Origin of the sequence: Bacillus sp. LUNF1, from assembly GCF_011008975.1 — a bacterium.
GTDB classification, from domain to species: Bacteria; Bacillota; Bacilli; order Bacillales; family Bacillaceae; genus Bacillus; species Bacillus velezensis.
On sequence record NZ_CP048876.1, the window covers coordinates 852417 to 876722 of the forward strand.

Annotated in this window: 16 protein-coding genes, 16 tRNA genes, 3 rRNA genes and 1 riboswitch; of the genes, 31 read left to right on the plus strand and 4 right to left on the minus strand. The window is 48.3% G+C overall.

Annotation, left to right across the window (positions count from 1 at the left end):
- Positions 1 to 88 precede the first annotated feature (88 nt).
- Positions 89 to 1378, minus strand: coding sequence for a glutamate-1-semialdehyde 2,1-aminomutase (locus tag G4O42_RS04330; protein WP_032872421.1), 1290 nt, complete (start codon positions 1376 to 1378; stop codon positions 89 to 91).
- Between the two features lie 159 nt (positions 1379 to 1537).
- On the opposite strand from G4O42_RS04330, the gene bcp reads away from it, so the two are divergent.
- Both bcp and perR read left to right on the plus strand, forming a co-directional pair.
- A complete protein-coding gene (gene bcp, locus G4O42_RS04335; protein WP_032872423.1) occupies positions 1538 to 2011 on the plus strand; it encodes a thioredoxin-dependent thiol peroxidase in 474 nt (157 codons plus the stop codon).
- Positions 2012 to 2135: 124 nt separating this feature from the next.
- Positions 2136 to 2573 carry a peroxide-responsive transcriptional repressor PerR gene (gene perR / locus G4O42_RS04340; RefSeq protein WP_003155465.1) on the plus strand — a complete coding sequence of 146 codons (438 nt, stop codon included), beginning with the start codon at positions 2136 to 2138 and terminating at the stop codon, positions 2571 to 2573.
- A 34-nt stretch (positions 2574 to 2607) separates the two neighbouring features.
- Here perR and G4O42_RS04345 read toward each other — a convergent pair whose 3' ends face one another.
- A complete protein-coding gene (locus G4O42_RS04345) occupies positions 2608 to 2961 on the minus strand; it encodes a YgzB family protein (RefSeq protein ID WP_007408568.1) in 354 nt (117 codons plus the stop codon).
- Positions 2962 to 3163: 202 nt separating this feature from the next.
- On the opposite strand from G4O42_RS04345, the gene G4O42_RS04350 reads away from it, so the two are divergent.
- The 23 genes from G4O42_RS04350 (at position 3164) to thiC (ending at position 15100) form a co-directional block, all read left to right on the plus strand.
- Positions 3164 to 4048: a nucleotidyltransferase-like protein gene (locus tag G4O42_RS04350; RefSeq protein WP_007610197.1), complete on the plus strand. Its 885-nt coding sequence runs from the start codon at positions 3164 to 3166 to the stop codon at positions 4046 to 4048.
- Between the two features lie 228 nt (positions 4049 to 4276).
- A 16S ribosomal RNA gene (locus G4O42_RS04355) occupies positions 4277 to 5826 on the plus strand.
- A 233-nt stretch (positions 5827 to 6059) separates the two neighbouring features.
- Positions 6060 to 8989 (plus strand): 23S ribosomal RNA (locus G4O42_RS04360).
- Positions 8990 to 9092: 103 nt separating this feature from the next.
- Positions 9093 to 9208, plus strand: a 5S ribosomal RNA gene (gene rrf / locus G4O42_RS04365).
- Together the 16S, 23S and 5S rRNA genes with 16 tRNA genes alongside form the textbook arrangement of a ribosomal RNA operon.
- A 9-nt stretch (positions 9209 to 9217) precedes the next feature.
- Positions 9218 to 9292, plus strand: a tRNA-Asn gene (locus G4O42_RS04370).
- A gap of 5 nt (positions 9293 to 9297) precedes the next feature.
- Positions 9298 to 9388, plus strand: a tRNA-Ser gene (locus G4O42_RS04375).
- A gap of 36 nt (positions 9389 to 9424) precedes the next feature.
- A tRNA-Glu gene (locus G4O42_RS04380) sits at positions 9425 to 9496 on the plus strand.
- 10 nt (positions 9497 to 9506) lie between these two features.
- Positions 9507 to 9582, plus strand: a tRNA-Val gene (locus G4O42_RS04385).
- A 7-nt stretch (positions 9583 to 9589) separates the two neighbouring features.
- A tRNA-Met gene (locus tag G4O42_RS04390) sits at positions 9590 to 9666 on the plus strand.
- Between the two features lie 8 nt (positions 9667 to 9674).
- Positions 9675 to 9751: transfer RNA gene (locus G4O42_RS04395), tRNA-Asp, on the plus strand.
- Positions 9752 to 9761: 10 nt separating this feature from the next.
- Positions 9762 to 9837: transfer RNA gene (locus G4O42_RS04400), tRNA-Phe, on the plus strand.
- 3 nt (positions 9838 to 9840) lie between these two features.
- Positions 9841 to 9913, plus strand: a tRNA-Thr gene (locus tag G4O42_RS04405).
- An 11-nt stretch (positions 9914 to 9924) separates the two neighbouring features.
- Positions 9925 to 10009: transfer RNA gene (locus G4O42_RS04410), tRNA-Tyr, on the plus strand.
- Between the two features lie 10 nt (positions 10010 to 10019).
- Positions 10020 to 10093 (plus strand) — tRNA-Trp (locus tag G4O42_RS04415).
- A gap of 29 nt (positions 10094 to 10122) precedes the next feature.
- Positions 10123 to 10198 (plus strand) — tRNA-His (locus G4O42_RS04420).
- A gap of 9 nt (positions 10199 to 10207) precedes the next feature.
- Positions 10208 to 10279, plus strand: a tRNA-Gln gene (locus tag G4O42_RS04425).
- 52 nt (positions 10280 to 10331) lie between these two features.
- A tRNA-Gly gene (locus G4O42_RS04430) sits at positions 10332 to 10406 on the plus strand.
- Between the two features lie 6 nt (positions 10407 to 10412).
- A tRNA-Cys gene (locus G4O42_RS04435) sits at positions 10413 to 10483 on the plus strand.
- 7 nt (positions 10484 to 10490) lie between these two features.
- Positions 10491 to 10579: transfer RNA gene (locus G4O42_RS04440), tRNA-Leu, on the plus strand.
- Between the two features lie 245 nt (positions 10580 to 10824).
- Positions 10825 to 10906: transfer RNA gene (locus G4O42_RS04445), tRNA-Leu, on the plus strand.
- Between the two features lie 145 nt (positions 10907 to 11051).
- Positions 11052 to 12263, plus strand: coding sequence for a Na+/H+ antiporter NhaC family protein (locus G4O42_RS19920; RefSeq protein ID WP_074534200.1), 1212 nt, complete (start codon positions 11052 to 11054; stop codon positions 12261 to 12263).
- Between the two features lie 84 nt (positions 12264 to 12347).
- The gene (locus G4O42_RS04455) at positions 12348 to 13046 is read left to right on the plus strand and encodes a Type 1 glutamine amidotransferase-like domain-containing protein (protein ID WP_032874174.1); all 699 of its coding nucleotides are present in this window, start codon (positions 12348 to 12350) and stop codon (positions 13044 to 13046) included.
- Between the two features lie 49 nt (positions 13047 to 13095).
- A riboswitch (TPP riboswitch) is annotated at positions 13096 to 13206 on the plus strand.
- 121 nt (positions 13207 to 13327) lie between these two features.
- Positions 13328 to 15100, plus strand: coding sequence for a phosphomethylpyrimidine synthase ThiC (thiC, locus tag G4O42_RS04460; RefSeq protein WP_032874176.1), 1773 nt, complete (start codon positions 13328 to 13330; stop codon positions 15098 to 15100).
- Positions 15101 to 15140: 40 nt separating this feature from the next.
- Here thiC and G4O42_RS04465 read toward each other — a convergent pair whose 3' ends face one another.
- Complete coding sequence (locus tag G4O42_RS04465; protein ID WP_032875153.1) at positions 15141 to 16496, minus strand: FAD-binding oxidoreductase; 1356 nt, start codon at positions 16494 to 16496, stop codon at positions 15141 to 15143.
- Between the two features lie 259 nt (positions 16497 to 16755).
- Here G4O42_RS04465 and G4O42_RS04470 point away from each other — a divergent pair, with 259 nt between their 5' ends.
- The 6 genes from G4O42_RS04470 (at position 16756) to G4O42_RS04495 (ending at position 22543) form a co-directional block, all read left to right on the plus strand.
- A complete protein-coding gene (locus G4O42_RS04470) occupies positions 16756 to 16935 on the plus strand; it encodes an FbpB family small basic protein (protein WP_032874179.1) in 180 nt (59 codons plus the stop codon).
- 2 nt (positions 16936 to 16937) lie between these two features.
- Positions 16938 to 18659, plus strand: a complete 1722-nt coding sequence (locus G4O42_RS04475) for an ABC transporter substrate-binding protein (RefSeq protein ID WP_032874182.1) — start codon at positions 16938 to 16940, stop codon at positions 18657 to 18659.
- Positions 18660 to 18727: 68 nt separating this feature from the next.
- Positions 18728 to 19684, plus strand: coding sequence for an ABC transporter permease (locus G4O42_RS04480; RefSeq protein ID WP_032874184.1), 957 nt, complete (start codon positions 18728 to 18730; stop codon positions 19682 to 19684).
- Positions 19685 to 19696: 12 nt separating this feature from the next.
- Positions 19697 to 20602, plus strand: coding sequence for an oligopeptide ABC transporter permease (gene opp4C / locus G4O42_RS04485; protein WP_032874186.1), 906 nt, complete (start codon positions 19697 to 19699; stop codon positions 20600 to 20602).
- Entirely contained in the window at positions 20599 to 21585 is a 987-nt protein-coding gene (locus G4O42_RS04490) for an ABC transporter ATP-binding protein (RefSeq protein ID WP_032874189.1), read from the plus strand. Before opp4C ends, G4O42_RS04490 begins: the two co-directional genes overlap by 4 nt.
- On the plus strand, positions 21578 to 22543 hold the full coding sequence (locus G4O42_RS04495; RefSeq protein ID WP_015417084.1) for an ABC transporter ATP-binding protein: 966 nt from the start codon (positions 21578 to 21580) through the stop codon (positions 22541 to 22543). The genes G4O42_RS04490 and G4O42_RS04495 overlap by 8 nt, the downstream gene beginning before the upstream one ends.
- 71 nt (positions 22544 to 22614) lie before the next feature.
- Here G4O42_RS04495 and katA read toward each other — a convergent pair whose 3' ends face one another.
- Positions 22615 to 24060, minus strand: coding sequence for a catalase KatA (gene katA, locus G4O42_RS04500; protein ID WP_032874191.1), 1446 nt, complete (start codon positions 24058 to 24060; stop codon positions 22615 to 22617).
- Positions 24061 to 24306 lie beyond the last annotated feature (246 nt).

Sequence of the window (24306 nt, forward strand, 5' to 3'; positions counted from 1 at the left end):
TCAAGGTCTTTTTTTTGAAAAAACCATTATCTCACAAATCGGACAAAAAGAACAAGCGGAAGCCCTGGGCTCCCGCTTGTTTCAGCAGTTATTTTTTCATATGTCTGAACGCATCTTCAACGGCTTGTAAAGTGGCGTCGATATCCTCTTCAGTATGTGCGGTTGTGATAAACCAAGCTTCATACTTCGATGGAGCGAGATTGATGCCGCGCTCAAGCATCAGTTTGAAGAACTTGGCGAATGCTTCTCCGTCCGTATTTTCCGCCTGCTCGTAATTGACGATCTTTTCATCAGTGAAGTAAACCGTGAGCGCGCCTTTTAAACGGTTGACGGTGATGGTAATGCCATGTGTCTCCGCATGGGTGAGAATGCCTTGCTCAAGTCTGGCGCCGAGCTCATCAAGCCGCTCATAAACGCCTTCTTCCTTCAGCACTTCCAGGCAGGCGATGCCTGATAGGATAGATGCCGGGTTTCCGGCCATCGTGCCGGCTTGATATGCCGGGCCGAGCGGAGCAACCTGCTCCATGATCTCTTTTTTGCCTCCGTAAGCGCCGATCGGCAAGCCGCCCCCGATAATTTTACCGAGCGCCGTTAAATCAGGCTTCACTTGAAGAAGATCCTGCGCGCCTCCGTACATAAAACGGAACGCCGTGATCACTTCATCATAAATGACGAGCGCACCCGCTTTATGGGTCAATTCATTTACCTGTTCTAAAAATCCTTCTTCAGGTTCAACGATGCCGAAGTTGCCGACGATCGGCTCGACGAGAACCGCTGCAATTTCCGAACCCCATTTATCCAGCGCGGCTTTGTAGCTTTCAATGTCATTGAAAGGAACGGTAATCACCTCATTGGCGATGCTTTTCGGCACGCCGGCGGAATCAGGGGTGCCGAGCGTAGACGGACCGGAACCCGCAGCGACAAGTACGAGATCAGAATGGCCGTGATAGCAGCCTGCGAATTTAATGATTTTTGTCCGGCCTGTATAAGCGCGTGCAACCCGGATCGTTGTCATTACCGCTTCAGTGCCTGAGTTTACGAATCGTACTTTATCAAGTGAAGGAATGGCCTCCTTCAGCATTTTGGCGAAAGTGACCTCATGTTTGGTCGGCGTCCCGTACAGCACACCGTTTTCCGCCGCTGTTTTAATCGCTTCAGTAATATGCGGGTGGGCATGTCCGGTAATAATCGGGCCGTAAGCCGCTAAATAATCGATATACTGATTCCCGTCTACATCCCAGAAATAAGCGCCGTTCGCTTTTTCCATCGCAACGGGTGAACCGCCGCCTACCGCTTTATAGGATCTGGACGGGCTGTTCACGCCTCCGACGATATGCTCTAACGCTTCCTTATGAAGTTCAACTGATTTTGTATACAAAAAATGACCCTCCTAATATCTCCTTACATCATGTTCTATTGTAGCATGCTTCATTGCGAGCACAACGGGTTCATGCTTCCAGAAAAGAGCGGGGGGGGTAACGGTTGTAATCTTAACGTCAATTGGATACGCTTAATAAAAAACCCGGAGGTATAAGAAATGACGATTGAAATCGGACAAACAGCACCGGATATGAAATTAGTGAATGACAGCGGGGAAGAAGTAGCATTGACGGATTTTAAAGGGAAGTACGTCGTTCTCTATTTTTATCCGAAAGACATGACATCCGGATGCACGACGGAAGCATGTGATTTCCGTGATCAGCACGAAAGTTTCGCGGGACTTGATGCCGTTATCATCGGAGTAAGCCCTGACAGCCGTGACAAACATGAAAAATTTAAGCAAAAACACGATCTTCCTTTCCAGCTCCTCGTTGATGATGAGCACAAACTGGCGGAAGCTTTTGATGTGTGGAAGCTGAAGAAGAATTTTGGGAAAGAATATATGGGTATCGAGCGATCCACTTTTTTGTTAGACAAAGAAGGCCGTCTTGTGAAGGAGTGGAGAAAGGTAAAAGTGAAAGATCACGTTGCCGAGGCGCTTCGAGAATTGGAACAAATTGCGTCTAATTAATGGACAAATGCTGAACTCACGGGGTTTTCTTCAGATTACATTTGACAGGAGACCGGAAAAAGATGTACACTAATTATAAACATTATAAAGTAAGAATCTTTTTTAGAAGAGAGGTGCATGACGGATGGCTGCACATGAATTAAAAGAAGCCTTAGACACGTTGAAGGATACGGGAGTCCGGATTACTCCTCAACGTCATGCCATTCTGGAATATCTCGTGGATTCTATGGCACATCCGACAGCGGACGATATATATAAAGCTTTGGAAGGGAAATTCCCTAATATGAGTGTTGCGACAGTGTATAACAATTTGCGTGTATTCCGGGAAGCGGGGCTTGTAAAGGAACTGACGTACGGAGATGCGTCCAGCAGATTTGACTTTGTCACCTCTGACCATTATCACGCCATTTGTGAAAGCTGCGGAAAAATCGTAGACTTCCATTATCCCGGGCTTGACGAAGTGGAACAGCTTGCGGCTCATGTCACGGGGTTTAAGGTAAGCCACCACCGTTTGGAGATTTACGGCGTATGCCAAGAATGTTCCAAAAAAGAAAACCACTAAACGAAGCTGACCGCTTTGATACGGTCAGCTTCGTTTATTTTACACTGTTTTTTCTGTTATAAGACTCATCGAACGCTTTGCCTTCCAATCCTTTATCCAATGTGAGCGGCTCTCTGCAATGCATGCACATATCCACTCTGCCCAGAATCTTCGTTTCTTTCTCGCAAGCGGGGCACATCACCCGGACCGCTTTTGTGGACAGCATGCCGATCCAAAAATAAACGGCGGTGCTGAGTCCGATCGACAGCAGGCCGAGAATCATAAACAAGCTGGCAAGCAAAACAGACTGCTTAAAGAACAGCCCGATGTACATAATGATAAACCCAACGAAAACCAAACTTAACGCAAACGTTCTGATCTTATTAATTTTGCTTGAGTATTTCGCCATGGCCATCCCCCTCTCGTTTAACTATAGCACAAAACAGATGGCATATTCTTCATGTTTTCGTAAGAAAAGGGAAGAATAAATATGGCACCTGAAAGGAAATTTGTTATAATAGTGCAATGTGTTTAGAAAAAAGGACTTTCATGTTTTATCATAGAAATGTAGAAACAATAGCTAGTGAAACAATCGCATTGGAGGAATCGTAATGGACAATCTTCTCCGTCCAATTTACCAAGAAAGAGCAAGTCATCCCGATACGCTGGCCGTCCTTATGATTGAGAGAAGGAGTAAAGCATCATCCATCACGGATAACTTTGATGCGGTCATGCTTGTCATTGTCAAACAGGCTGATGAACCTCTTTTTATAAAGCATTATGAATTCGAACAAAAAACCGCTTCTTTACATATTGTAACGGATGCTCTGCTTCAGGAATGGATTCTGCTTGGGACCAATAGAAGAGTCATAGATTGGATCATCAACGGCAAAGTGCTGTTTGACCGCAATGAATATATATCTGAACTCAATGACCGGCTCAGCACTTTTCCTTTCGCCGAGCGGAAATTAAAGATTGGAATGGAATACGGCAAGCTGATCAGAAGATTTGTAGAAGGAAAAGCGTTTTTTGAAGCTGATCATTTTCTGGATGCATATTATGCGGTAGTGCATGCTCTTCACCACTTGGCCCGCATAGAAGTGATTGACCGGGGATTTTATCCCGAAACGACAGTCTGGAACCAGGTCCGTCACATTGAGCCGCAGGTATATAAGCTATATTCCGAACTTGTCGAGAGTCACGAAAGTTTGGAGAAAAGGCTCGAATTATTATTCTTAGCAAATGATTTTCTCATCCATTCAAAAGCTGAAATCGGTTCTGCGCATCTTTTTCAAGTGATGAAAGAAAAAGAAATGTGGCAGTTTGGAGAATTGCTTCAGCACCCTGAACTGGTGCACTTCACCCAAGATCTCGGTGTCATGCTTGATTACCTGACGGAAAAAGGCTTTGTTGAAGTATCTCAAATAGAGACCAAAGGGCAGGAAGTATATCATCGAGGATATTCTTTCAAAAAAAGTGTTGACGCTGAATTATAGGCATGGTATATTATTAAACGTCGCTGATGCGCTTCAACAAAAAGCTCACAGCGGCGGAGAAATAAAAACAAAAAAACATTTGACAGCAACTCGCTGAAATGTTATACTGAAAAAGTCGCCTCGAGATGAGGTTGAAATGATCTTTGAAAACTAAACAAGACAAAACGTACCTGTTAATTCAAAGTTTTAAATAAATCGCACAGCGATGTGCGTAGTCAGTCAAACACTTTATCGGAGAGTTTGATCCTGGCTCAGGACGAACGCTGGCGGCGTGCCTAATACATGCAAGTCGAGCGGACAGATGGGAGCTTGCTCCCTGATGTTAGCGGCGGACGGGTGAGTAACACGTGGGTAACCTGCCTGTAAGACTGGGATAACTCCGGGAAACCGGGGCTAATACCGGATGGTTGTTTGAACCGCATGGTTCAGACATAAAAGGTGGCTTCGGCTACCACTTACAGATGGACCCGCGGCGCATTAGCTAGTTGGTGAGGTAACGGCTCACCAAGGCGACGATGCGTAGCCGACCTGAGAGGGTGATCGGCCACACTGGGACTGAGACACGGCCCAGACTCCTACGGGAGGCAGCAGTAGGGAATCTTCCGCAATGGACGAAAGTCTGACGGAGCAACGCCGCGTGAGTGATGAAGGTTTTCGGATCGTAAAGCTCTGTTGTTAGGGAAGAACAAGTGCCGTTCAAATAGGGCGGCACCTTGACGGTACCTAACCAGAAAGCCACGGCTAACTACGTGCCAGCAGCCGCGGTAATACGTAGGTGGCAAGCGTTGTCCGGAATTATTGGGCGTAAAGGGCTCGCAGGCGGTTTCTTAAGTCTGATGTGAAAGCCCCCGGCTCAACCGGGGAGGGTCATTGGAAACTGGGGAACTTGAGTGCAGAAGAGGAGAGTGGAATTCCACGTGTAGCGGTGAAATGCGTAGAGATGTGGAGGAACACCAGTGGCGAAGGCGACTCTCTGGTCTGTAACTGACGCTGAGGAGCGAAAGCGTGGGGAGCGAACAGGATTAGATACCCTGGTAGTCCACGCCGTAAACGATGAGTGCTAAGTGTTAGGGGGTTTCCGCCCCTTAGTGCTGCAGCTAACGCATTAAGCACTCCGCCTGGGGAGTACGGTCGCAAGACTGAAACTCAAAGGAATTGACGGGGGCCCGCACAAGCGGTGGAGCATGTGGTTTAATTCGAAGCAACGCGAAGAACCTTACCAGGTCTTGACATCCTCTGACAATCCTGGAGATAGGACGTCCCCTTCGGGGGCAGAGTGACAGGTGGTGCATGGTTGTCGTCAGCTCGTGTCGTGAGATGTTGGGTTAAGTCCCGCAACGAGCGCAACCCTTGATCTTAGTTGCCAGCATTCAGTTGGGCACTCTAAGGTGACTGCCGGTGACAAACCGGAGGAAGGTGGGGATGACGTCAAATCATCATGCCCCTTATGACCTGGGCTACACACGTGCTACAATGGACAGAACAAAGGGCAGCGAAACCGCGAGGTTAAGCCAATCCCACAAATCTGTTCTCAGTTCGGATCGCAGTCTGCAACTCGACTGCGTGAAGCTGGAATCGCTAGTAATCGCGGATCAGCATGCCGCGGTGAATACGTTCCCGGGCCTTGTACACACCGCCCGTCACACCACGAGAGTTTGTAACACCCGAAGTCGGTGAGGTAACCTTTTAGGAGCCAGCCGCCGAAGGTGGGACAGATGATTGGGGTGAAGTCGTAACAAGGTAGCCGTATCGGAAGGTGCGGCTGGATCACCTCCTTTCTAAGGATTTTAACGGAATATAAGACCTTGGGTCTTATAAACAGAACGTTCCCTGTCTTGTTTAGTTTTGAAGGATCATTCCTTCAAAACATAGGAACACCTGCTAAATGCGCCACTTCCTGTGGCAACGCATGTGTTAGCATGTCCTATGCGTTGTTCTTTGAAAACTAGATAACAGAAGTAATTCACATTCAATTAGTAATGCAAGATATCACGTAGTGATTCTTTTTAACGGTTAAGTTAGAAAGGGCGCACGGTGGATGCCTTGGCACTAGGAGCCGATGAAGGACGGGACGAACACCGATATGCTTCGGGGAGCTGTAAGCAAGCTTTGATCCGGAGATTTCCGAATGGGGAAACCCACCACTCGTAATGGAGTGGTATCCATATCTGAATACATAGGATATGAGAAGGCAGACCCGGGGAACTGAAACATCTAAGTACCCGGAGGAAGAGAAAGCAAATGCGATTCCCTGAGTAGCGGCGAGCGAAACGGGACCAGCCCAAACCAAGAGGCTTGCCTCTTGGGGTTGTAGGACACTCTGTACGGAGTTACAAAGGAACGAGGTAGATGAAGAGGTCTGGAAAGGCCCGCCATAGAAGGTAACAGCCCTGTAGTCAAAACTTCGTTCTCTCCTGAGTGGATCCTGAGTACGGCGGAACACGTGAAATTCCGTCGGAATCCGGGAGGACCATCTCCCAAGGCTAAATACTCCCTAGTGACCGATAGTGAACCAGTACCGTGAGGGAAAGGTGAAAAGCACCCCGGAAGGGGAGTGAAAGAGATCCTGAAACCGTGTGCCTACAAGTAGTCAGAGCCCGTTAACGGGTGATGGCGTGCCTTTTGTAGAATGAACCGGCGAGTTACGATCCCGTGCAAGGTTAAGCAGAAGATGCGGAGCCGCAGCGAAAGCGAGTCTGAATAGGGCGAATTGAGTACGTGGTCGTAGACCCGAAACCAGGTGATCTACCCATGTCCAGGGTGAAGTTCAGGTAACACTGAATGGAGGCCCGAACCCACGCACGTTGAAAAGTGCGGGGATGAGGTGTGGGTAGGGGTGAAATGCCAATCGAACCTGGAGATAGCTGGTTCTCTCCGAAATAGCTTTAGGGCTAGCCTCAAGGTAAGAGTCTCGGAGGTAGAGCACTGATTGGACTAGGGGCCCCTACCGGGTTACCGAATTCAGTCAAACTCCGAATGCCGATGACTTATCCTTGGGAGTCAGACTGCGAGTGATAAGATCCGTAGTCGAAAGGGAAACAGCCCAGACCGCCAGCTAAGGTCCCAAAGTATACGTTAAGTGGAAAAGGATGTGGAGTTGCTTAGACAACCAGGATGTTGGCTTAGAAGCAGCCACCATTTAAAGAGTGCGTAATAGCTCACTGGTCGAGTGACTCTGCGCCGAAAATGTACCGGGGCTAAACGTATCACCGAAGCTGCGGACTGTTCTTCGAACAGTGGTAGGAGAGCGTTCTAAGGGCTGTGAAGCAAGACCGGAAGGACTTGTGGAGCGCTTAGAAGTGAGAATGCCGGTATGAGTAGCGAAAGAGGGGTGAGAATCCCCTCCACCGAATGCCTAAGGTTTCCTGAGGAAGGCTCGTCCGCTCAGGGTTAGTCGGGACCTAAGCCGAGGCCGAAAGGCGTAGGCGATGGATAACAGGTTGATATTCCTGTACCACCTCCTCACCATTTGAGCAATGGGGGGACGCAGGAGGATAGGGTAAGCGCGGTATTGGATATCCGCGTCCAAGCAGTTAGGCTGGGAAATAGGCAAATCCGTTTCCCGTGAAGGCTGAGCTGTGATGGCGAGCGAATTATAGTAGCGAAGTTCCTGATTCCACACTGCCAAGAAAAGCCTCTAGCGAGGTGAGAGGTGCCCGTACCGCAAACCGACACAGGTAGGCGAGGAGAGAATCCTAAGGTGATCGAGAGAACTCTCGTTAAGGAACTCGGCAAAATGACCCCGTAACTTCGGGAGAAGGGGTGCTCTGTTAGGGTGCAAGCCCGAGAGAGCCGCAGTGAATAGGCCCAGGCGACTGTTTAGCAAAAACACAGGTCTCTGCGAAGCCGTAAGGCGAAGTATAGGGGCTGACGCCTGCCCGGTGCTGGAAGGTTAAGAGGAGCGCTTAGCGTAAGCGAAGGTGCGAATTGAAGCCCCAGTAAACGGCGGCCGTAACTATAACGGTCCTAAGGTAGCGAAATTCCTTGTCGGGTAAGTTCCGACCCGCACGAAAGGCGCAACGATCTGGGCACTGTCTCAACGAGAGACTCGGTGAAATTATAGTACCTGTGAAGATGCAGGTTACCCGCGACAGGACGGAAAGACCCCGTGGAGCTTTACTGCAGCCTGATATTGAATGTTGGTACAGCTTGTACAGGATAGGTAGGAGCCTTGGAAACCGGAGCGCCAGCTTCGGTGGAGGCATCGGTGGGATACTACCCTGGCTGTATTGACCTTCTAACCCGCCGCCCTTATCGGGCGGGGAGACAGTGTCAGGTGGGCAGTTTGACTGGGGCGGTCGCCTCCTAAAAGGTAACGGAGGCGCCCAAAGGTTCCCTCAGAATGGTTGGAAATCATTCGCAGAGTGTAAAGGCACAAGGGAGCTTGACTGCGAGACCTACAAGTCGAGCAGGGACGAAAGTCGGGCTTAGTGATCCGGTGGTTCCGCATGGAAGGGCCATCGCTCAACGGATAAAAGCTACCCCGGGGATAACAGGCTTATCTCCCCCAAGAGTCCACATCGACGGGGAGGTTTGGCACCTCGATGTCGGCTCATCGCATCCTGGGGCTGTAGTCGGTCCCAAGGGTTGGGCTGTTCGCCCATTAAAGCGGTACGCGAGCTGGGTTCAGAACGTCGTGAGACAGTTCGGTCCCTATCCGTCGCGGGCGCAGGAAATTTGAGAGGAGCTGTCCTTAGTACGAGAGGACCGGGATGGACGCACCGCTGGTGTACCAGTTGTTCTGCCAAGGGCATCGCTGGGTAGCTATGTGCGGACGGGATAAGTGCTGAAAGCATCTAAGCATGAAGCCCCCCTCAAGATGAGATTTCCCATTCCGCAAGGAAGTAAGATCCCTGAAAGATGATCAGGTTGATAGGTCTGAGGTGGAAGTGTGGCGACACATGGAGCTGACAGATACTAATCGATCGAGGACTTAACCAATTTGAATGTATGCTTACTGTTATCTAGTTTTGAGAGAATTTTTTTCAAAAAAACTCTTGCTTTTTCTGAAATACATAGTATAATAATACATGTCACTAAAACGTCTGGTGATGATGGCGAAGAGGTCACACCCGTTCCCATGCCGAACACGGAAGTTAAGCTCTTCAGCGCCGATGGTAGTCGGGGGTTTCCCCCTGTGAGAGTAGGACATCGCCAGGCAGACTTCATTCCGCAGTAGCTCAGTGGTAGAGCTATCGGCTGTTAACCGATCGGTCGTAGGTTCGAATCCTACCTGCGGAGCCATTTATGGAGAGCTGTCCGAGTGGCCGAAGGAGCACGATTGGAAATCGTGTAGGCGGTAACCCCGTCTCAAGGGTTCGAATCCCTTGCTCTCCGCCACTAATTATCAATACATAACAAACGAAAAAATACCAGGGCCCGTTGGTCAAGCGGTTAAGACACCGCCCTTTCACGGCGGTAACACGGGTTCGAATCCCGTACGGGTCACTTATATGATGGAGGATTAGCTCAGCTGGGAGAGCATCTGCCTTACAAGCAGAGGGTCGGCGGTTCGAGCCCGTCATCCTCCACCATTATCATCGCGGGGTGGAGCAGTTCGGTAGCTCGTCGGGCTCATAACCCGAAGGTCGCAGGTTCAAATCCTGCCCCCGCAACCAAAAAAAATGGTCCGGTAGTTCAGTTGGTTAGAATGCCTGCCTGTCACGCAGGAGGTCGCGGGTTCGAGTCCCGTCCGGACCGCCATTTATAAAAAGGCTCGGTAGCTCAGTTGGTAGAGCAACGGACTGAAAATCCGTGTGTCGGCGGTTCGATTCCGTCCCGAGCCACCATTTGCCGGTCTAGCTCAATTGGTAGAGCAACTGACTTGTAATCAGTAGGTTGGGGGTTCAAGTCCTCTGGCCGGCACTCTAAATGATGGAGGGGTAGCGAAGTGGCTAAACGCGGCGGACTGTAAATCCGCTCCCTCAGGGTTCGGCAGTTCGAATCTGCCCCCCTCCACCATTTTATAAATAGGGGCATAGTTTAACGGTAGAACAGAGGTCTCCAAAACCTCCGGTGTGGGTTCGATTCCTACTGCCCCTGCCACTATTTTATTTATTCATCTTCAGATTATGGCGGTTGTGGCGAAGTGGTTAACGCACCAGATTGTGGCTCTGGCACTCGTGGGTTCGATTCCCATCAATCGCCCCATTTTATCATTGGGCTATAGCCAAGCGGTAAGGCAACGGACTTTGACTCCGTCATGCGTTGGTTCGAATCCAGCTAGCCCAGTTGCATTTTTTTAAAACAACAGCATAAGATGTATTAAGTTCTTTTACATGTTGCGGAAGTAGTTCAGTGGTAGAACATCACCTTGCCAAGGTGGGGGTCGCGGGTTCGAATCCCGTCTTCCGCTCCAAATTACGGCGGCATAGCCAAGTGGTAAGGCAGAGGTCTGCAAAACCTTTATCCCCGGTTCGAATCCGGGTGTCGCCTTTCTATTGCCGGGGTGGTGGAATTGGCAGACACACAGGACTTAAAATCCTGCGGTAGGTGACTACCGTGCCGGTTCAAGTCCGGCCCTCGGCACCAATTTAACTTTGAACGAACTATGTTAAATTGGTCATCAATTTTCACATTATAAAATATATATGAGAGTGATTTGCATATTGCAGATCACTTTTTTTATATAATAAAAACGTAATGACTATCAATATAAGTTTCTTGTTTGTATCGTATATACTGCATTACCATTTAAAAAACTTTGCTAAAACCGTTGACGTTTTATGAAATACATGTTATATTTATATACGTCGGTTGAACACGACGCATTACATGCCGGTGTGGCGGAATTGGCAGACGCGCACGACTCAAAATCGTGTTCCTTCTGGAGTGCCGGTTCGACCCCGGCCACCGGTATACAAAGGCTTCTACAATATGTAGAAGCCTTTTTTGTTGTATGAAAATATCCTCCAAAGCTTGTGAAAACATGATACCTGCTTATTGTATAAATCCGCTTTTTTCAAAGATACTAACAGCAAGTTCTTTGAAAGAGGTGTTTTTTATGGAAGGGACTTGGGCTTGTCTTATCCCATTTATTCTGGTCATTCCCATTTCAATCATTACAAAGCAAGTGCAATCCGGTCTGTTTGTCGGTTTGCTGGTCGGAAGCTATCTTTTGCATCCCAGCTTGCTTGGCGGGATTGAACATATGGTTCAATATATAATCAGTAATATTGTCGTCACCAATAATATTAGAATCATTGTGTTTCTATATTCATTTGCCGGTCTTGTAGGGATTATAAAGCTGACCGGCGGGATAAAAGGATTCGTCCATTTGATCAGTAAAAAAGTTAAAACCAAAAAAGGTGCGATGCTGCTTGCATGGCTGTCGACATTTGGCACGTTCAGTGAACCGGACTTTCGCATCGTCACAATTGCACCGATCATGAAAGCTTTAAGCAAGCGTCTGGACCTGTCGAAACAGAAAATTGCGTATGCCATTGAGTTTACGGCAAACCCTGTCATTGCCTTGATTCCGATAGCAACGGCATTTGTCGGCTACATGGTTTCCATTATCGGACAGGCCCTCAAAACGTCAGGAATAGATCAGCCGGCTTACACGGTGTATGTGAAAAGTATTCCCTTCAATTTTTTCTCCATTGTGATTATAGTAGTCGGAATTTATTACTGCTTTTTTAAGAAACAAAAAGCGGATGAAAGCTTAGAAAAAACAGAAAAGAGCGGACAAACTTCTGCTCGCAAACATAACAAAAATACGGAACCGATTCCGCGGAACAGCGGTGTGTTGCTTTCAAAAGGCTCAGGTTCATTCAACATGGAAACAGGGACGATCTCAGATATTCACGGTGAACATACCGGAATGTTCGAAAGTGATGAGCATGCTGACCAGCAGGAGGAGCTGGATTCGGCGCACCGTGCTTATATTAAGGAAACACCGATTCGGCCGTGGAATTTAATCATTCCGATCGGGCTGTTTTTGCTATTGACACTCTTTCTCAGCTGGTGGGACGGCCATTCAAAAGCACAAGGGTTTTTGAATGCTTTTATCAAAAGCGATATGCTTGGCGTCATGTTAACCGCATTATTGGCAGCGGTTATTGCAGCATTTGCTCTTTTTATGTTTCAGCGTTTTCATGCAGGCGAGCTTGTTACCCATTTTATTAAGGGCGGAAACGAATTGGTCCTTGTTCCGGCGCTTATCGCCGCGGGGATCTCCGTTGTGTTATACGGTGCGTTTTCATTTTTCAGATAACAAATACTTTTTGAAGGCGTTATCCGAAAATGGGATAACGCCTTTTTATGAGCTGTTATACTAGAGAAAAAAAGAGGTGATGACGTGAAGCAGATTATTGCAATGGGCGGCGGAGGCTTTTCCATGGAGCCGGATCATCTTGTGCTGGATCAGTATATTTTAGAGCAGTCGGCGCGGTCAAAGCCAAAAGTTTGTTTTTTGCCGACGGCAAGCGGAGATTCGGAGAATTATATCGGCAGGTTTTATCAAGCCTTTCAAAAGCTGCGGTGTGAGCCGGATCACTTGTCGTTGTTTAAACCGCCGGGTTCTGACCTCAGATCCTTTCTCATGAAGAAAGATATTATATATGTCGGAGGCGGAAATACGCGCAATATGCTTGTCTTATGGAAAGAGTGGGGGCTTGACCTTATTCTTCGTGAGGCTTGGGAAAACGGCATCATGTTGGCGGGTCTTAGCGCCGGGGCGATTTGCTGGTATGAAGAAGGATTGACGGATTCAGCTGGAGATTTGAGAGAGTTAAGAGCTTTAGGATTTTTGCCGGGCAGCTTCTGTCCGCACTATGACGGAGAAGCGGAGCGCCGGCCGGTGTATCACCGTCTGATTTCAGAAAAGAAACTCAGGGAGGGCTATGCCGCTGATGATGGCGCTGCGCTTCATTATAAAGACGGTCAGCTGTTCCAGGCTGTCTCTTCCCGGGAAACCGCAAAGGGTTATCGGGTTTTTAATACCGAAGAAGGCGTTCGGGAAACAGAGCTTATGACTGTCCCATTATCTGAATTTTGATAATATGCTTTTTTTTGTACACAACTTGTGTTACGATGAGAGCGAAATCAATAGTTACTGGGGGTGCCCGTCTGAGCGGGCTGAGAGAGAAGCGGCGGCTTCTTAACCCTTTGGACCTGATCTGGTTCGTACCAGCGTGGGGAAGTAGAGGTTTTATTATTGTTGAGGACAACAATAATAGTTTCTTTCTGACTGCAAAACCGGGTTCTTCTTTGAACCCGGTTTTTTTGTGCTGGTGCTGAGCTTGGTTCTGTTATTCAAATGAAAAAGGAGAGATTTGTATGCAAAATCAATCAGTACAGCAAGCGAACATTTCCATTATGTCGAGTTTTTCCGGCAGTAAAAAGGTTTATGCAGAAGGTTCTTCGCCCGATATACGAGTGCCGATGCGGGAAATCAGCCTGAGTGCGACTACGGGGGCATTCGGGGAAGAGGAGAATGCGCCGGTCCGTGTTTATGATACGAGCGGGCCGTATACAGATCCGGATGTACAGATTGATATTCATAAAGGGCTGGGGGCGCTCCGCACAAAGTGGATTACCGGGCGCGGAGATGTAGAAGAATATAACGGCCGGACCGTGAGACCTGAAGACAACGGCTATAAAAAAGAGGGCCGTGCCGCCGAATACCCCGGCCTACAGCGGAAACCGCTTCGGGCCAAGCCGGGGAAAAATGTAACACAATTGCATTATGCGAGAAAAGGCATCATTACGCCGGAAATGGAGTTTATCGCAATACGTGAGCATGTGTCTCCCGAATTTGTCAGGGAAGAGGTGGCGAGCGGACGGGCGATTATTCCTTCTAACGTCAACCACCCGGAAAGCGAGCCGATGATTATCGGCCGGAATTTTCATGTGAAAATCAATGCAAATATCGGCAACTCGGCTGTTACATCTTCTATCGAAGAAGAAGTCGAAAAAATGACGTGGGCGATTCGCTGGGGCGCCGATACGATGATGGACTTATCCACGGGAAAAGACATTCATACGACGCGTGAATGGATTATCCGCAACTGCCCCGTGCCTGTGGGGACGGTGCCGATTTATCAGGCGCTTGAAAAAGTTAATGGCATTGCCGAGGATTTAACGTGGGACATTTATCGTGACACATTGATTGAGCAGGCGGAGCAGGGCGTGGATTATTTCACCATCCATGCCGGCGTACTGCTTCGTTACGTCCCGTTAACGGCCAAACGCACGACGGGAATCGTTTCCCGCGGCGGGGCGATTATGGCGCAATGGTGCCTGGCCCATCATCAGGAAAGCTTTCTGTACACGCATTTTGAAGAAATTTGTGAAATCATGAAGGCCTATGATATCGCTTTTTCACTTGGTGACGGGCTTCGCCCCGGTTCGATTGCGGATGCCAATGATGAAGCGCAGTTTGCGGAATTGGAGACTCTCGGAGAATTGACGGAGATTGCGTGGAAGCACGATGTGCAAGTGATGATCGAAGGACCGGGTCATGTGCCGATGCATAAAATTAAGGAAAACATGGACAAGCAGCTGGAAATTTGTAAAGAGGCGCCTTTTTACACGCTCGGGCCATTAACGACGGATATCGCTCCGGGTTATGACCACATTACTTCAGCAATCGGCGCGGCGATGATCGGCTGGTACGGGACGGCGATGCTTTGCTATGTCACGCCGAAGGAGCATTTGGGGCTGCCGAATCGTGATGATGTAAGAGAAGGCGTCATTACGTACAAAATCGCGGCACATGCCGCAGACCTTGCTAAAGGGCATCCGGGTGCACAGATCCGTGACGATGCTCTGTCTAAGGCGCGGTTTGAATTCCGTTGGCGTGATCAATTTCATTTGTCGCTTGATCCTGAAAGAGCAATGGAATATCATGATGAAACGCTGCCGGCTGAAGGCGCAAAAACAGCTCACTTCTGTTCGATGTGCGGTCCGAAGTTCTGCAGCATGAGAATTTCTCAGGATATTCGTGATTATGCGAAGGAAAACGGACTTACTGAAGATGAGGCCGTCAATGAGGGGCTGAAAGAAAAAGCAAAAGAGTTTGCAGAGAAGGGAAGCCGCTTATATCAATAAAAGAAAAGATGAAGATGGAGTTTGCCCATCTTCATCTTTTTTAGAAAAACGGTGAACGGCGAAGCGGCGGAATGCTCTGCTCAAAGCGGAATATATTTTCCGGATCATATTTCGTTTTGACTTGACGGAGGCGGTGAACATTTTCTCCGTAATACGTTTGCGGCCAGTTTCTGATTTCTCTATCAGGCCAATTCACGTAATCTCCCATCGTTTCTCTTGATAGGGACGTTCTCAATCCTTCGATCCAGCGGACATTTTGTCTTTCTTCTTCAGCAGATGTCCAAGTTGTAATATATTCTTGGGCAATGATTGCGTTGCGATAGTAGAATGCCGTTTGGTCCGGAGCGATCCGTCCGGCCGCACCGCCGAGAGATTGCTGCCAGACACTGGCGTTTTCGTTCGGAGCGTGCTCTAAATAGCGCTTTAAAGTGGAAATCGCGCGTGTTGATAATGGTTTTTCAATAAAGGATCCTGACCGCTTCATCTTTTGCGGCTGATTGCCTCCCGGGCTGTTAAAAAAGGCTGCCGCTTTAATAAATGGCAATGTCTTGACCATGCCGCTTGTCGGTTTTCCCGCTTTCATTAACGGAGCCAGCAGTTCTTTCAGCTCATCCTTTGTCCCGGTAAATTGACCGAGCGCTTCTATGCGGTTGACTTCCTTAGGCCAGAACTGAATTGATGAGGTAAGCCGGTTGTCTGTAAATGGAGCCCAGCGCTGCCATGTGTTAAATACTTCCTCAAAATCATCCCAGCCCCAAGTGACAGAAAAAACAGACACGCATGAGATCGGCACGGCTTTAAACATCATGGATGTGACAATGCCGAAGTTGCCTCCCCCTCCTCCCTGAGACGCCCAAAATAGATCAGAGTGCTTTGAACGGTTGACTGTGATCAATTCAGCACCCGCTTTTTCGTCCGCTATGATCATTTCGAGCTGGAGGAGACGATCGCAAGTAAGTCCGGCTGTCCTTGTTAAATATCCGATTCCTCCCCCGAGCGTCAGCCCCGTGATTCCCACATTCGCAATGGTTCCCGCAGGAAGGGTCAAGCCGTACCGCCAGAGTGTCCGGTAGACTTCCCCCAATTCGGCTCCCGCTTCAATCGAGACCAGCCGCTTATCCTCATTTACTCTTATTTTCTTCATTTCACTGAGATCAATGACTAGTCCGTCATTTAACAGGGAAAAATTTTCGTAGCTGTGTCTTCCGCCTCTGATACGGAAAGGCACATTGTTCTCACGTGCCCATCTCAGCGCATTGAGGGCGTCATGTTTATTTTGACAAAACACAATGATGTCTGGATATCTTTGCAGGCTTAAATTGATATTGGTTCTCGCAGCATTATAGTCCGGGTCATCTTTTTTGACGATGCGACCGGTCAATGTTGTCTTTTCCACATTCTCACTCACTTTCACTTGTAATCTGCTATGTTTTCTAGCATATGCGGAAAAATGAGAGAGTGTATGAGGAAAACCCCCGGAAGGAAACGATATTTTAAATTATAGTTGACAGGTAGGGATTATATGAATTAACATAATCATTACATATTTCCAAACGATGGCTGATCGGATCACCGAAGGCTCTTATCTTTTAAACAGATAAGGGCCTTTTTTGCGTGAAAGTCATTGAATGAAATGAAAAGCGGAGGGATGAAAAGTGGCGTTAAAAAAGGTACCACATGTGCGCAAAAAGAGCAAAAAACGAAAAAAGTACAGAAAACACACATTGAATTTCGAACTGCTTGTAGAGAAAAACAAACGGGAGATTATGAGAAATGAGAAACAGATGGAGCAGATTTATATAAAGATAGATGAAAAGCATGCGGGGGTTCGATAAAGATGAAGGAGAGAAAATGGAGGATAAAAACAACGGTACTCGCGCTGTCGGTATCCATCACGTTATCAGGGTGCGCGTTAGGGAGTGCCGGAGAAGAACCGTCATCTGCGGCGGATAAAAAGGAAGAAACACGTATCGCCCATGTCAAGACAAAGGAATTTAAAGCTTCTCATCCGGCGGCGATTCCCGCTAAATCGAAAGCCAGAACTGATACTTTTGTTGCTGGGATTTCCGCGCCGGGCGGCGTGTTTCTGCCGTACTTTTACGAAAACGGCTGGGACGGAAATGCGACAGATCCTATTTTTGAGCCGTTAGTCAAACTGGATAAAACGGGGAAGCCAGCCCCGGCTCTTGCGGAAAGCTGGAAAGTTTCCAAAGATCAGCTTACCTACACGTTCCGTTTAAGAAAAAATCTCGTTTTCAGCGACGGTTCACCGCTGACCGCAAAGGATGCCGCATTCACTTTAACACTGCTGCATGATCCTGCATACGCGGGCTATGAAGATATCACCACGGCTTATATTAAAGGCGGCAAGGCTTACAAAGAAGGAAAGGCAAAGACGATAGAAGGCATTCGCGTCCTTGATGACAGAACCATTCAAATCACGACTGAGAAAGTCAGTGCGAAGTCGCTGCTTCTTTTAGGCGGGCAGGTGCTGTCAGAAGCTTACTACGGGAAGAATTATCGATTCGGCAAACTGGACTATTTAAAAGAGCTTTATGCCAAACCGCTCGGAGCGGGACCTTATCAATTTACAGAATACCTTCCGGGACAGGAAATACGCTATCAGGCTAATGAACACTATTATGCCGGAAAACCGAAAACCGAAAAGCTGATTTATAAAATTATCGATGCGTCAACTTCCCTTCAGCTGTTTGAAACGAGTGACCTTGATTACGCTTCTTTCTCACCTGATGATGATACGGTTCAGCACTTAAAAAGTCTCGGTTTTGCCAATATAAGCGTATCTGTCGTGAATGATTACGGGCTTGTGTACGTCAATCACAAGCGTCTGCCTTTTCAAGATAAGAAAGTGTCCCAGGCGCTTATTTACGGACTTGACCGTCAAAAAATCGTCGATGTACGCTTTAAACGCTACGGAGAGGTCGCGAATGTTCCGGTGTCTCCGGTTTCGTGGGCTTATGATGACAAAGGTGTCAATCGGTACGCGTTTAACCCTGAAAAAGCCAAAAAGCTTCTCGATGAAGCAGGCTGGAAAACGGGCAAAGCCGGTGTACGTGAAAAAAACGGAAAAAAGCTTGAAATCAGCTATTACACGTCTAAAGCGGATGATGATTTCATCCCGATCGCGAAAGAAAATTACGCGGACATCGGAATCGCATTAAAACCGGAAGTGATGGATTTTAATACGGAAGTAGCGAAAATAAATGACAAACAATATGACCTTGCCGCCGTTTCCACCTCGCAGATTCTTGATCCGAATGACACGGTGGAAAAGCTGGCTTCCGGCCATCCCAATAATGTAACGGGATATTCCAATCCGAAAGCGGACCGGCTGATAGAGAAAGGAGCCGGCACGCTTGATATCAGCAAAAGAAAAGAGATTTATCACCAGCTGTACCGGGAGCTCGGGGAAAACCCGCCTTACATTCTGATTCATTACCGTCAGAGCGCAAGGGCGGTCAGCGGAAAAATAAAAGGGCTTGAGCCTGACAATTATTCTGGAATCAGTTCAAGTCTCTCAAATGTCTCAATTCAATAGAACGGTTGGGCAAAATACCCGGTGCATCCTGGGGATTTTGCCCTTTCAGCGGAAAGGAGGGGCTTTTTATGAAACGGTATGCCGCAGAACGATTCATTCAAATGCTTGTGATCTTATTTGGTACGTCCTTTATTATTTTTTTCTTATTCGCCATGCTGCCTGGCGACTATATTGATTCCAATGTCAATCTGACTCCGGAAAGAGCGATGGAGTTAAAAGCGCTTTACGGGCTGGATCAGCCGATTTGGCAGCGCTATGTGACGTGGCTCGGAAATGTGCTCAGCGGAGATTTTGGGTTTTCTTTGAAATATCAGGAGAACGTCCTGTCACTGCTTCGGAAATATGTCTGGAATTCGTTTTTTGTCGCGTTTTTGGCGTTGCTTGTCACATGGTCAGCCGCGATGATTACGGGTGTCATATCCGCTGTCAGGAAATACTCATGGTTTGACGGGATCGTGACGTTTCTTGTTTTTGCTTCCATGGCGTTCCCGTCTTTTTTTATCAGCCTTCTGTTTATTAAGTGGTTTGGGGTGGATTTGAAAATATTGCCCGTCGGCGGGATGATTGATACCGGAAGCACGAGTACAGGTTTTTCGTACGTGCTTGAAGCCGCCAGACATATGATTCTTCCGGTCGTGATTTTATCTATGCTCGGCATCGGCTCGCTGACAAGGTATTTCCGCTCCGGCATGCTGGACGTGATCAGACAGGATTATATCAGAACGGCGAGAGCGAAGGGATTGAAAGAGCGCACCGTCATCTGGAAACATGCGTTGAAAAACGCGCTCATTCCGGCCATCACCCTGCTTGCTTTTGAACTGCCGGGACTGTTTTCCGGAGCCATCATTATTGAACAGATTTTCGGGTGGCCGGGTGTCGGACGTATTCAGCTGGAATCTGTGCATTATCGTGATTATCCGGTTTTGATGGCGTTTACCTTGTTTTTGTCTTGTTTAACGATTGTGGGGAACTTCTTGGCGGATATCGCTTATGCCGCGGTTGATCCGCGGGTCAGGCTTAAATAGGGGGTGTTCGGAATGAAAAAACAAAAAGGGGTGCCGCCTTCTCTTTGGAAGCAGACGTACCGCCGCCTGCTGCAGCATAAGCTGACGGTCATCAGTCTTCTTTTCTTATGTTTTATGTTTTTATTGTGCTTTATCGGGCCGTCTTTTTCTCCGTACATAACAGATCGGACGGATATTTCAAATGCCAATCAGCAGCCGGGAATCCATCATTGGCTGGGAACCGACCAGTACGGGAGAGATGTGCTGACGAGGCTGATGCTGGCGGGGCAGATTTCTCTGACTGTGGGGCTTGCTTCAATGGTGCTGTCGCTTGTCATCGGTTCTTTACTCGGGGCTGCGGCCGGATTTTATCGGGGAGCCGCTGATATGATCATTATGCGCATCGCTGATATGCTCATGTCCATCCCGGGCCTGCCGCTGCTTTTGGTTTTGGCTGCGGTGATGTCGGAGTGGAAAGTGCCTTCTGAATACAGAATGTACCTGATTATGATGATGTTAAGCCTGATCGGATGGCCCGGTTTGGCGCGGCTTGTACGCGGACAGATTTTGTCGCTGAAGGAGCAGCCGTTTATGATGGCCGCGGAAGTTTTGGGGCTTAGTGATAAACGGAAAATCCTCTATCATTTGCTTCCCAATACATTGCCGTTATTACTGGTAGCGGCGACTTTGCATGTGGCGGGAGCGATGCTGAGTGAATCGGCGCTGAGTTTTCTCGGGCTTGGCGTTGCTCCGCCGACACCTTCTTGGGGAAACATGATGGAAGCGGCGAATCATTTTATGGATTTTACACTCCGCCCGTGGCTGTGGATTCCGCCGGGAACGGCCATTTTTCTGACCGTTGTGGCGATTCATCTGCTTGGAGACGGTTTAAGAGACGCTTTTGATCCTAAGGTAAAACGGCAGGTGAAAATGAAATGAAAAAACCGCTTTTAGAAGTAAGGCATTTGGAAACGGCTTTTTATACAGAGGAGGGGGCGGTAAGGGCCGTGGACGATGTCAGCTTTACGATACATGAGGAGGAAACGGTTTGTATTGTAGGGGAGTCCGGCTGCGGGAAAAGCATGGCGTCATTGTCCATTATGCAGCTTCTTCCCGAGACGGGGAGAATCGAACGGGGAGCGGTGCATTTTTCCGGACGGAACCTGTTGGAATTGAAACCAAAAGACATGCAGAAAATCCGCGGCAGCGAAATCGGGATGATATTTCAGGAACCGATGACATCTTTGAATCCGGTGTTTACAATCGGTGAGCAGCTGACCGAACCGATTCGCGAACATTTGTTGTTGAGTAAGAAAGAAGCATGGCGGAAGGCCGTTGAACTGATCACGTTAGTGGAGATCCCGCATGCCGAGCAGGTTATGCACCGATATCCTCATGAGCTGAGCGGCGGCATGCTGCAGCGCATCATGACGGCTGTCGCGCTAAGCTGCGAACCGAAATTGATCATTGCCGACGAGCCGACGACAGCGCTTGACGTAACCATTCAGGCGCAGATATTGGATTTATTGCGGGATATGAAAAAGCAATTTCGCACGTCTATTTTATTCATTACTCATGACCTTGGCGTGGTTGCTGAAATGGCTGATTATGTGATTGTCATGTATGCGGGAAAAATTGTGGAGGAAGGACCGGTTGCAAGGCTGTTTTCTGATCCGAAGCATCCGTATACGAAAGGGCTGCTCGCGGCCAAGCCGGTTATCGGTCAAAGAAGGGAGATGCTGTACACCATTCCGGGGCAGGTCCCCGAGCTTGCGGACCTGTCGGGATCGTCTTGTTATTTTGCGGACCGATGTGAACACAGCACGGAAATATGCTGGAAATCGAGCCCGAATTTTACTGAATTCGGGAAGGGGCATCAGGCGGCGTGCTGGCTTTACAGAGAGGAGAAAGCGGATGAGTGATGTGTTGCTGGAGGTCAAGGGGCTGAAAAAATATTACGAGGAGCATGGGGGGATGAGAAAGACCCGCAAAAATCCCGTAAAAGCAGTTGACGGTGTCAGTTTTACGATAGGAAAGGGAGAAGTGTTCGGCTTAGCGGGAGAATCGGGCAGCGGAAAGTCATCAATCGGCAAGACCATTTTGAGGCTTCATGAAAAAACAGAGGGAGAGGTGTTTTTTCAGGGGCGTGATGTGTTTCGGATGAGCCGGCGCGAGCTCAAAACTTTCAGATCGGAAGCGCAGCTCATTTTTCAAGATCCGTTCAGTTCTTTAAATCCCCGGCGCCGGATCGGAGAAGCCATCGGTGAAGCGATGATCGAGCATCAATTGGCGGTAAAGCGGAACGCGCGTGATAAAGCGGCGGAAGTTCTTGAAGCCTGCGGACTTTCCGCAAACTTTATCGATCGATATCCGCATGAATTTTCCGGAGGGCAGCGGCAGCGGATCGTGATTGCAAGAGCGATGGCGCTCAAGCCGCAATTTATCATTATGGATGAACCCGTGGCGGCGTTAGATGTCTCCATCCAGGCGCAGATGATCAATTTGTTCAGCAGCCTTCAAAAACAGCACGGGCTGTCATATTTGTTCATTTCTCATGATTTAAGCGTGGTGGAGCACTTATGTACGAAGGTCGCCATTATGTATTTAGGGACGATTGTGGAATACGCGTCAAAGGAGGAGCTCTTTTCACGGCCGCTTCACCCTTATACGAAAGCGCTGTTATCAGCCGTGCCTGTTCCTGATCCCGGAGCGAAAAGGGAGCGGATAATTTTAAAGGGTGATATACCGAGCCCCTCTGATCCGCCTTCAGGCTGTAAATTCCGAACGAGATGCCCGGCAGCCAAGAAGATATGTGCTGAGAAAAGTCCGGCGCTGTCAGAAAAAGGGCTTCATCATTTTGCGGCATGCCACTTCGTGTAATTGAGAAAAAAACGGTTTTATTGATAATAAACAGGAAAAACCTGCCGGGCAGACCGGCAGGTTTTTTGATGTTATTTTGGTGATGGCAGTCCGAGTCCTTCGGCAACGCGTCTGCCGTACTCAGGATCAGCCTTGTAGAAGTGGCCGATCTGGCGCAGCTTAATTTCTTCTTTTTCCACAGGTTTCATCGCACTGACGATATTGGCGACAAGGCGCGCGCGCTCTTCCTCGCTCATCAGGCGGTACAGGTCGCCGGCTTGTGTGTAATGATCATGATGATTATAGCTTACACTGTCAGCGAAACCTGATACAGGATATGCCGCCTGTTTATCTTCAGGTGACTCTTTCGGGCCGCCGAAGCTGTTAGGCTCGTAATAGACGGAGCGGCCGCCGTTTTCATCAAAACGCATTTGTCCGTCACGCTGATAGTTTTTCACTTCATTGCGGGAACGGTTGATCGGCAGCGCCTGATGGTTCGCGCCGACACGGTAGCGATGCGCGTCATGGTATGCGAACAACCGGCCTTGAAGCATTTTGTCAGGTGAGACGTCGACGCCGGGGACTAATGTGCCGGGAGAGAACGTCGCCTGTTCTACTTCCGCAAAGTAATTTTCCGGATTGCGGTTCAGAACCATGCGGCCGACTTCAATGAGCGGATAGTCTTTTTGAGACCATACTTTTGTGACGTCAAACGGATCAAAGCGATATGTGTTTGCGTCTTCTAACGGCATGATTTGAACATATAATTTCCATGCGGGGAAATCGCCGTTTTCAATCGCATTGAACAAATCTTCCGTATGGTAATCGGGATTTTCGCCCGCGATTTTTGCGGCTGTATTTACATCAAGGTTTTTCACGCCTTGCTCTGTTTTAAAGTGATATTTAATCCAGACGCCTTCGCCATTATCATTTGTCCATTTAAATGTATGGCTTCCGAATCCGTGCATATGGCGAAGAGTCGCCGGAATGCCCCGGTCTGACATCAGAATGGTTACCTGGTGCAGGGATTCCGGCGACAGAGACCAGAAATCCCAAACGGCCGTCGGATTTTTCAGATGTGTTCTCGGATCTCTTTTTTGTGTATGGATAAAGTCAGGGAACTTGATGGCATCGCGGATGAAGAACACGGGTGTATTGTTTCCGACGATGTCGTAGTTTCCTTCTTCTGTATAAAACTTAACGGCAAATCCGCGCGGGTCGCGCACTGTGTCACTAGAGCCCAGTTCGCCCGCAACGGTTGAGAAACGGATGAAGAGCGGCGTGCGTTTACCGACTTCTGACAGAAATGCGGCTTTCGTATATTTTGTAACGTCATTTGTGACTTCAAAATAACCGTGTGCGCCCGCGCCTTTTGCGTGAACGACACGCTCGGGAACGCGTTCTCTGTTAAAGTGCGCCAATTTCTCAAGCAGATGGACGTCTTGTATTAAAGCAGGACCGCGATCGCCGGCCGTCATTGAGTTTTGGTTATCTCCGACAGGAGCGCCCCAGCTGGTTGTCAATTTATTTGAACTCATGTGATCACCTCTTTAGATTTATAAAAACATAATATCACCTATCAGTAAAAAGTCAATATTATTTTATAATGATTATAAAATAATTATTTTTATTATCGAAAAAAGAGTTTGGTTTTGAAAGCCTACTTGACTGACGGGAATAATGGGTTTAAGATGAGGAAAAATAGAAACCGCTGACTTGGACACAAGAGGCTCTTATTCTTCACTGGATAAGGGCCTTTTTTATTGTCAGGCGGTAAGGGAGGC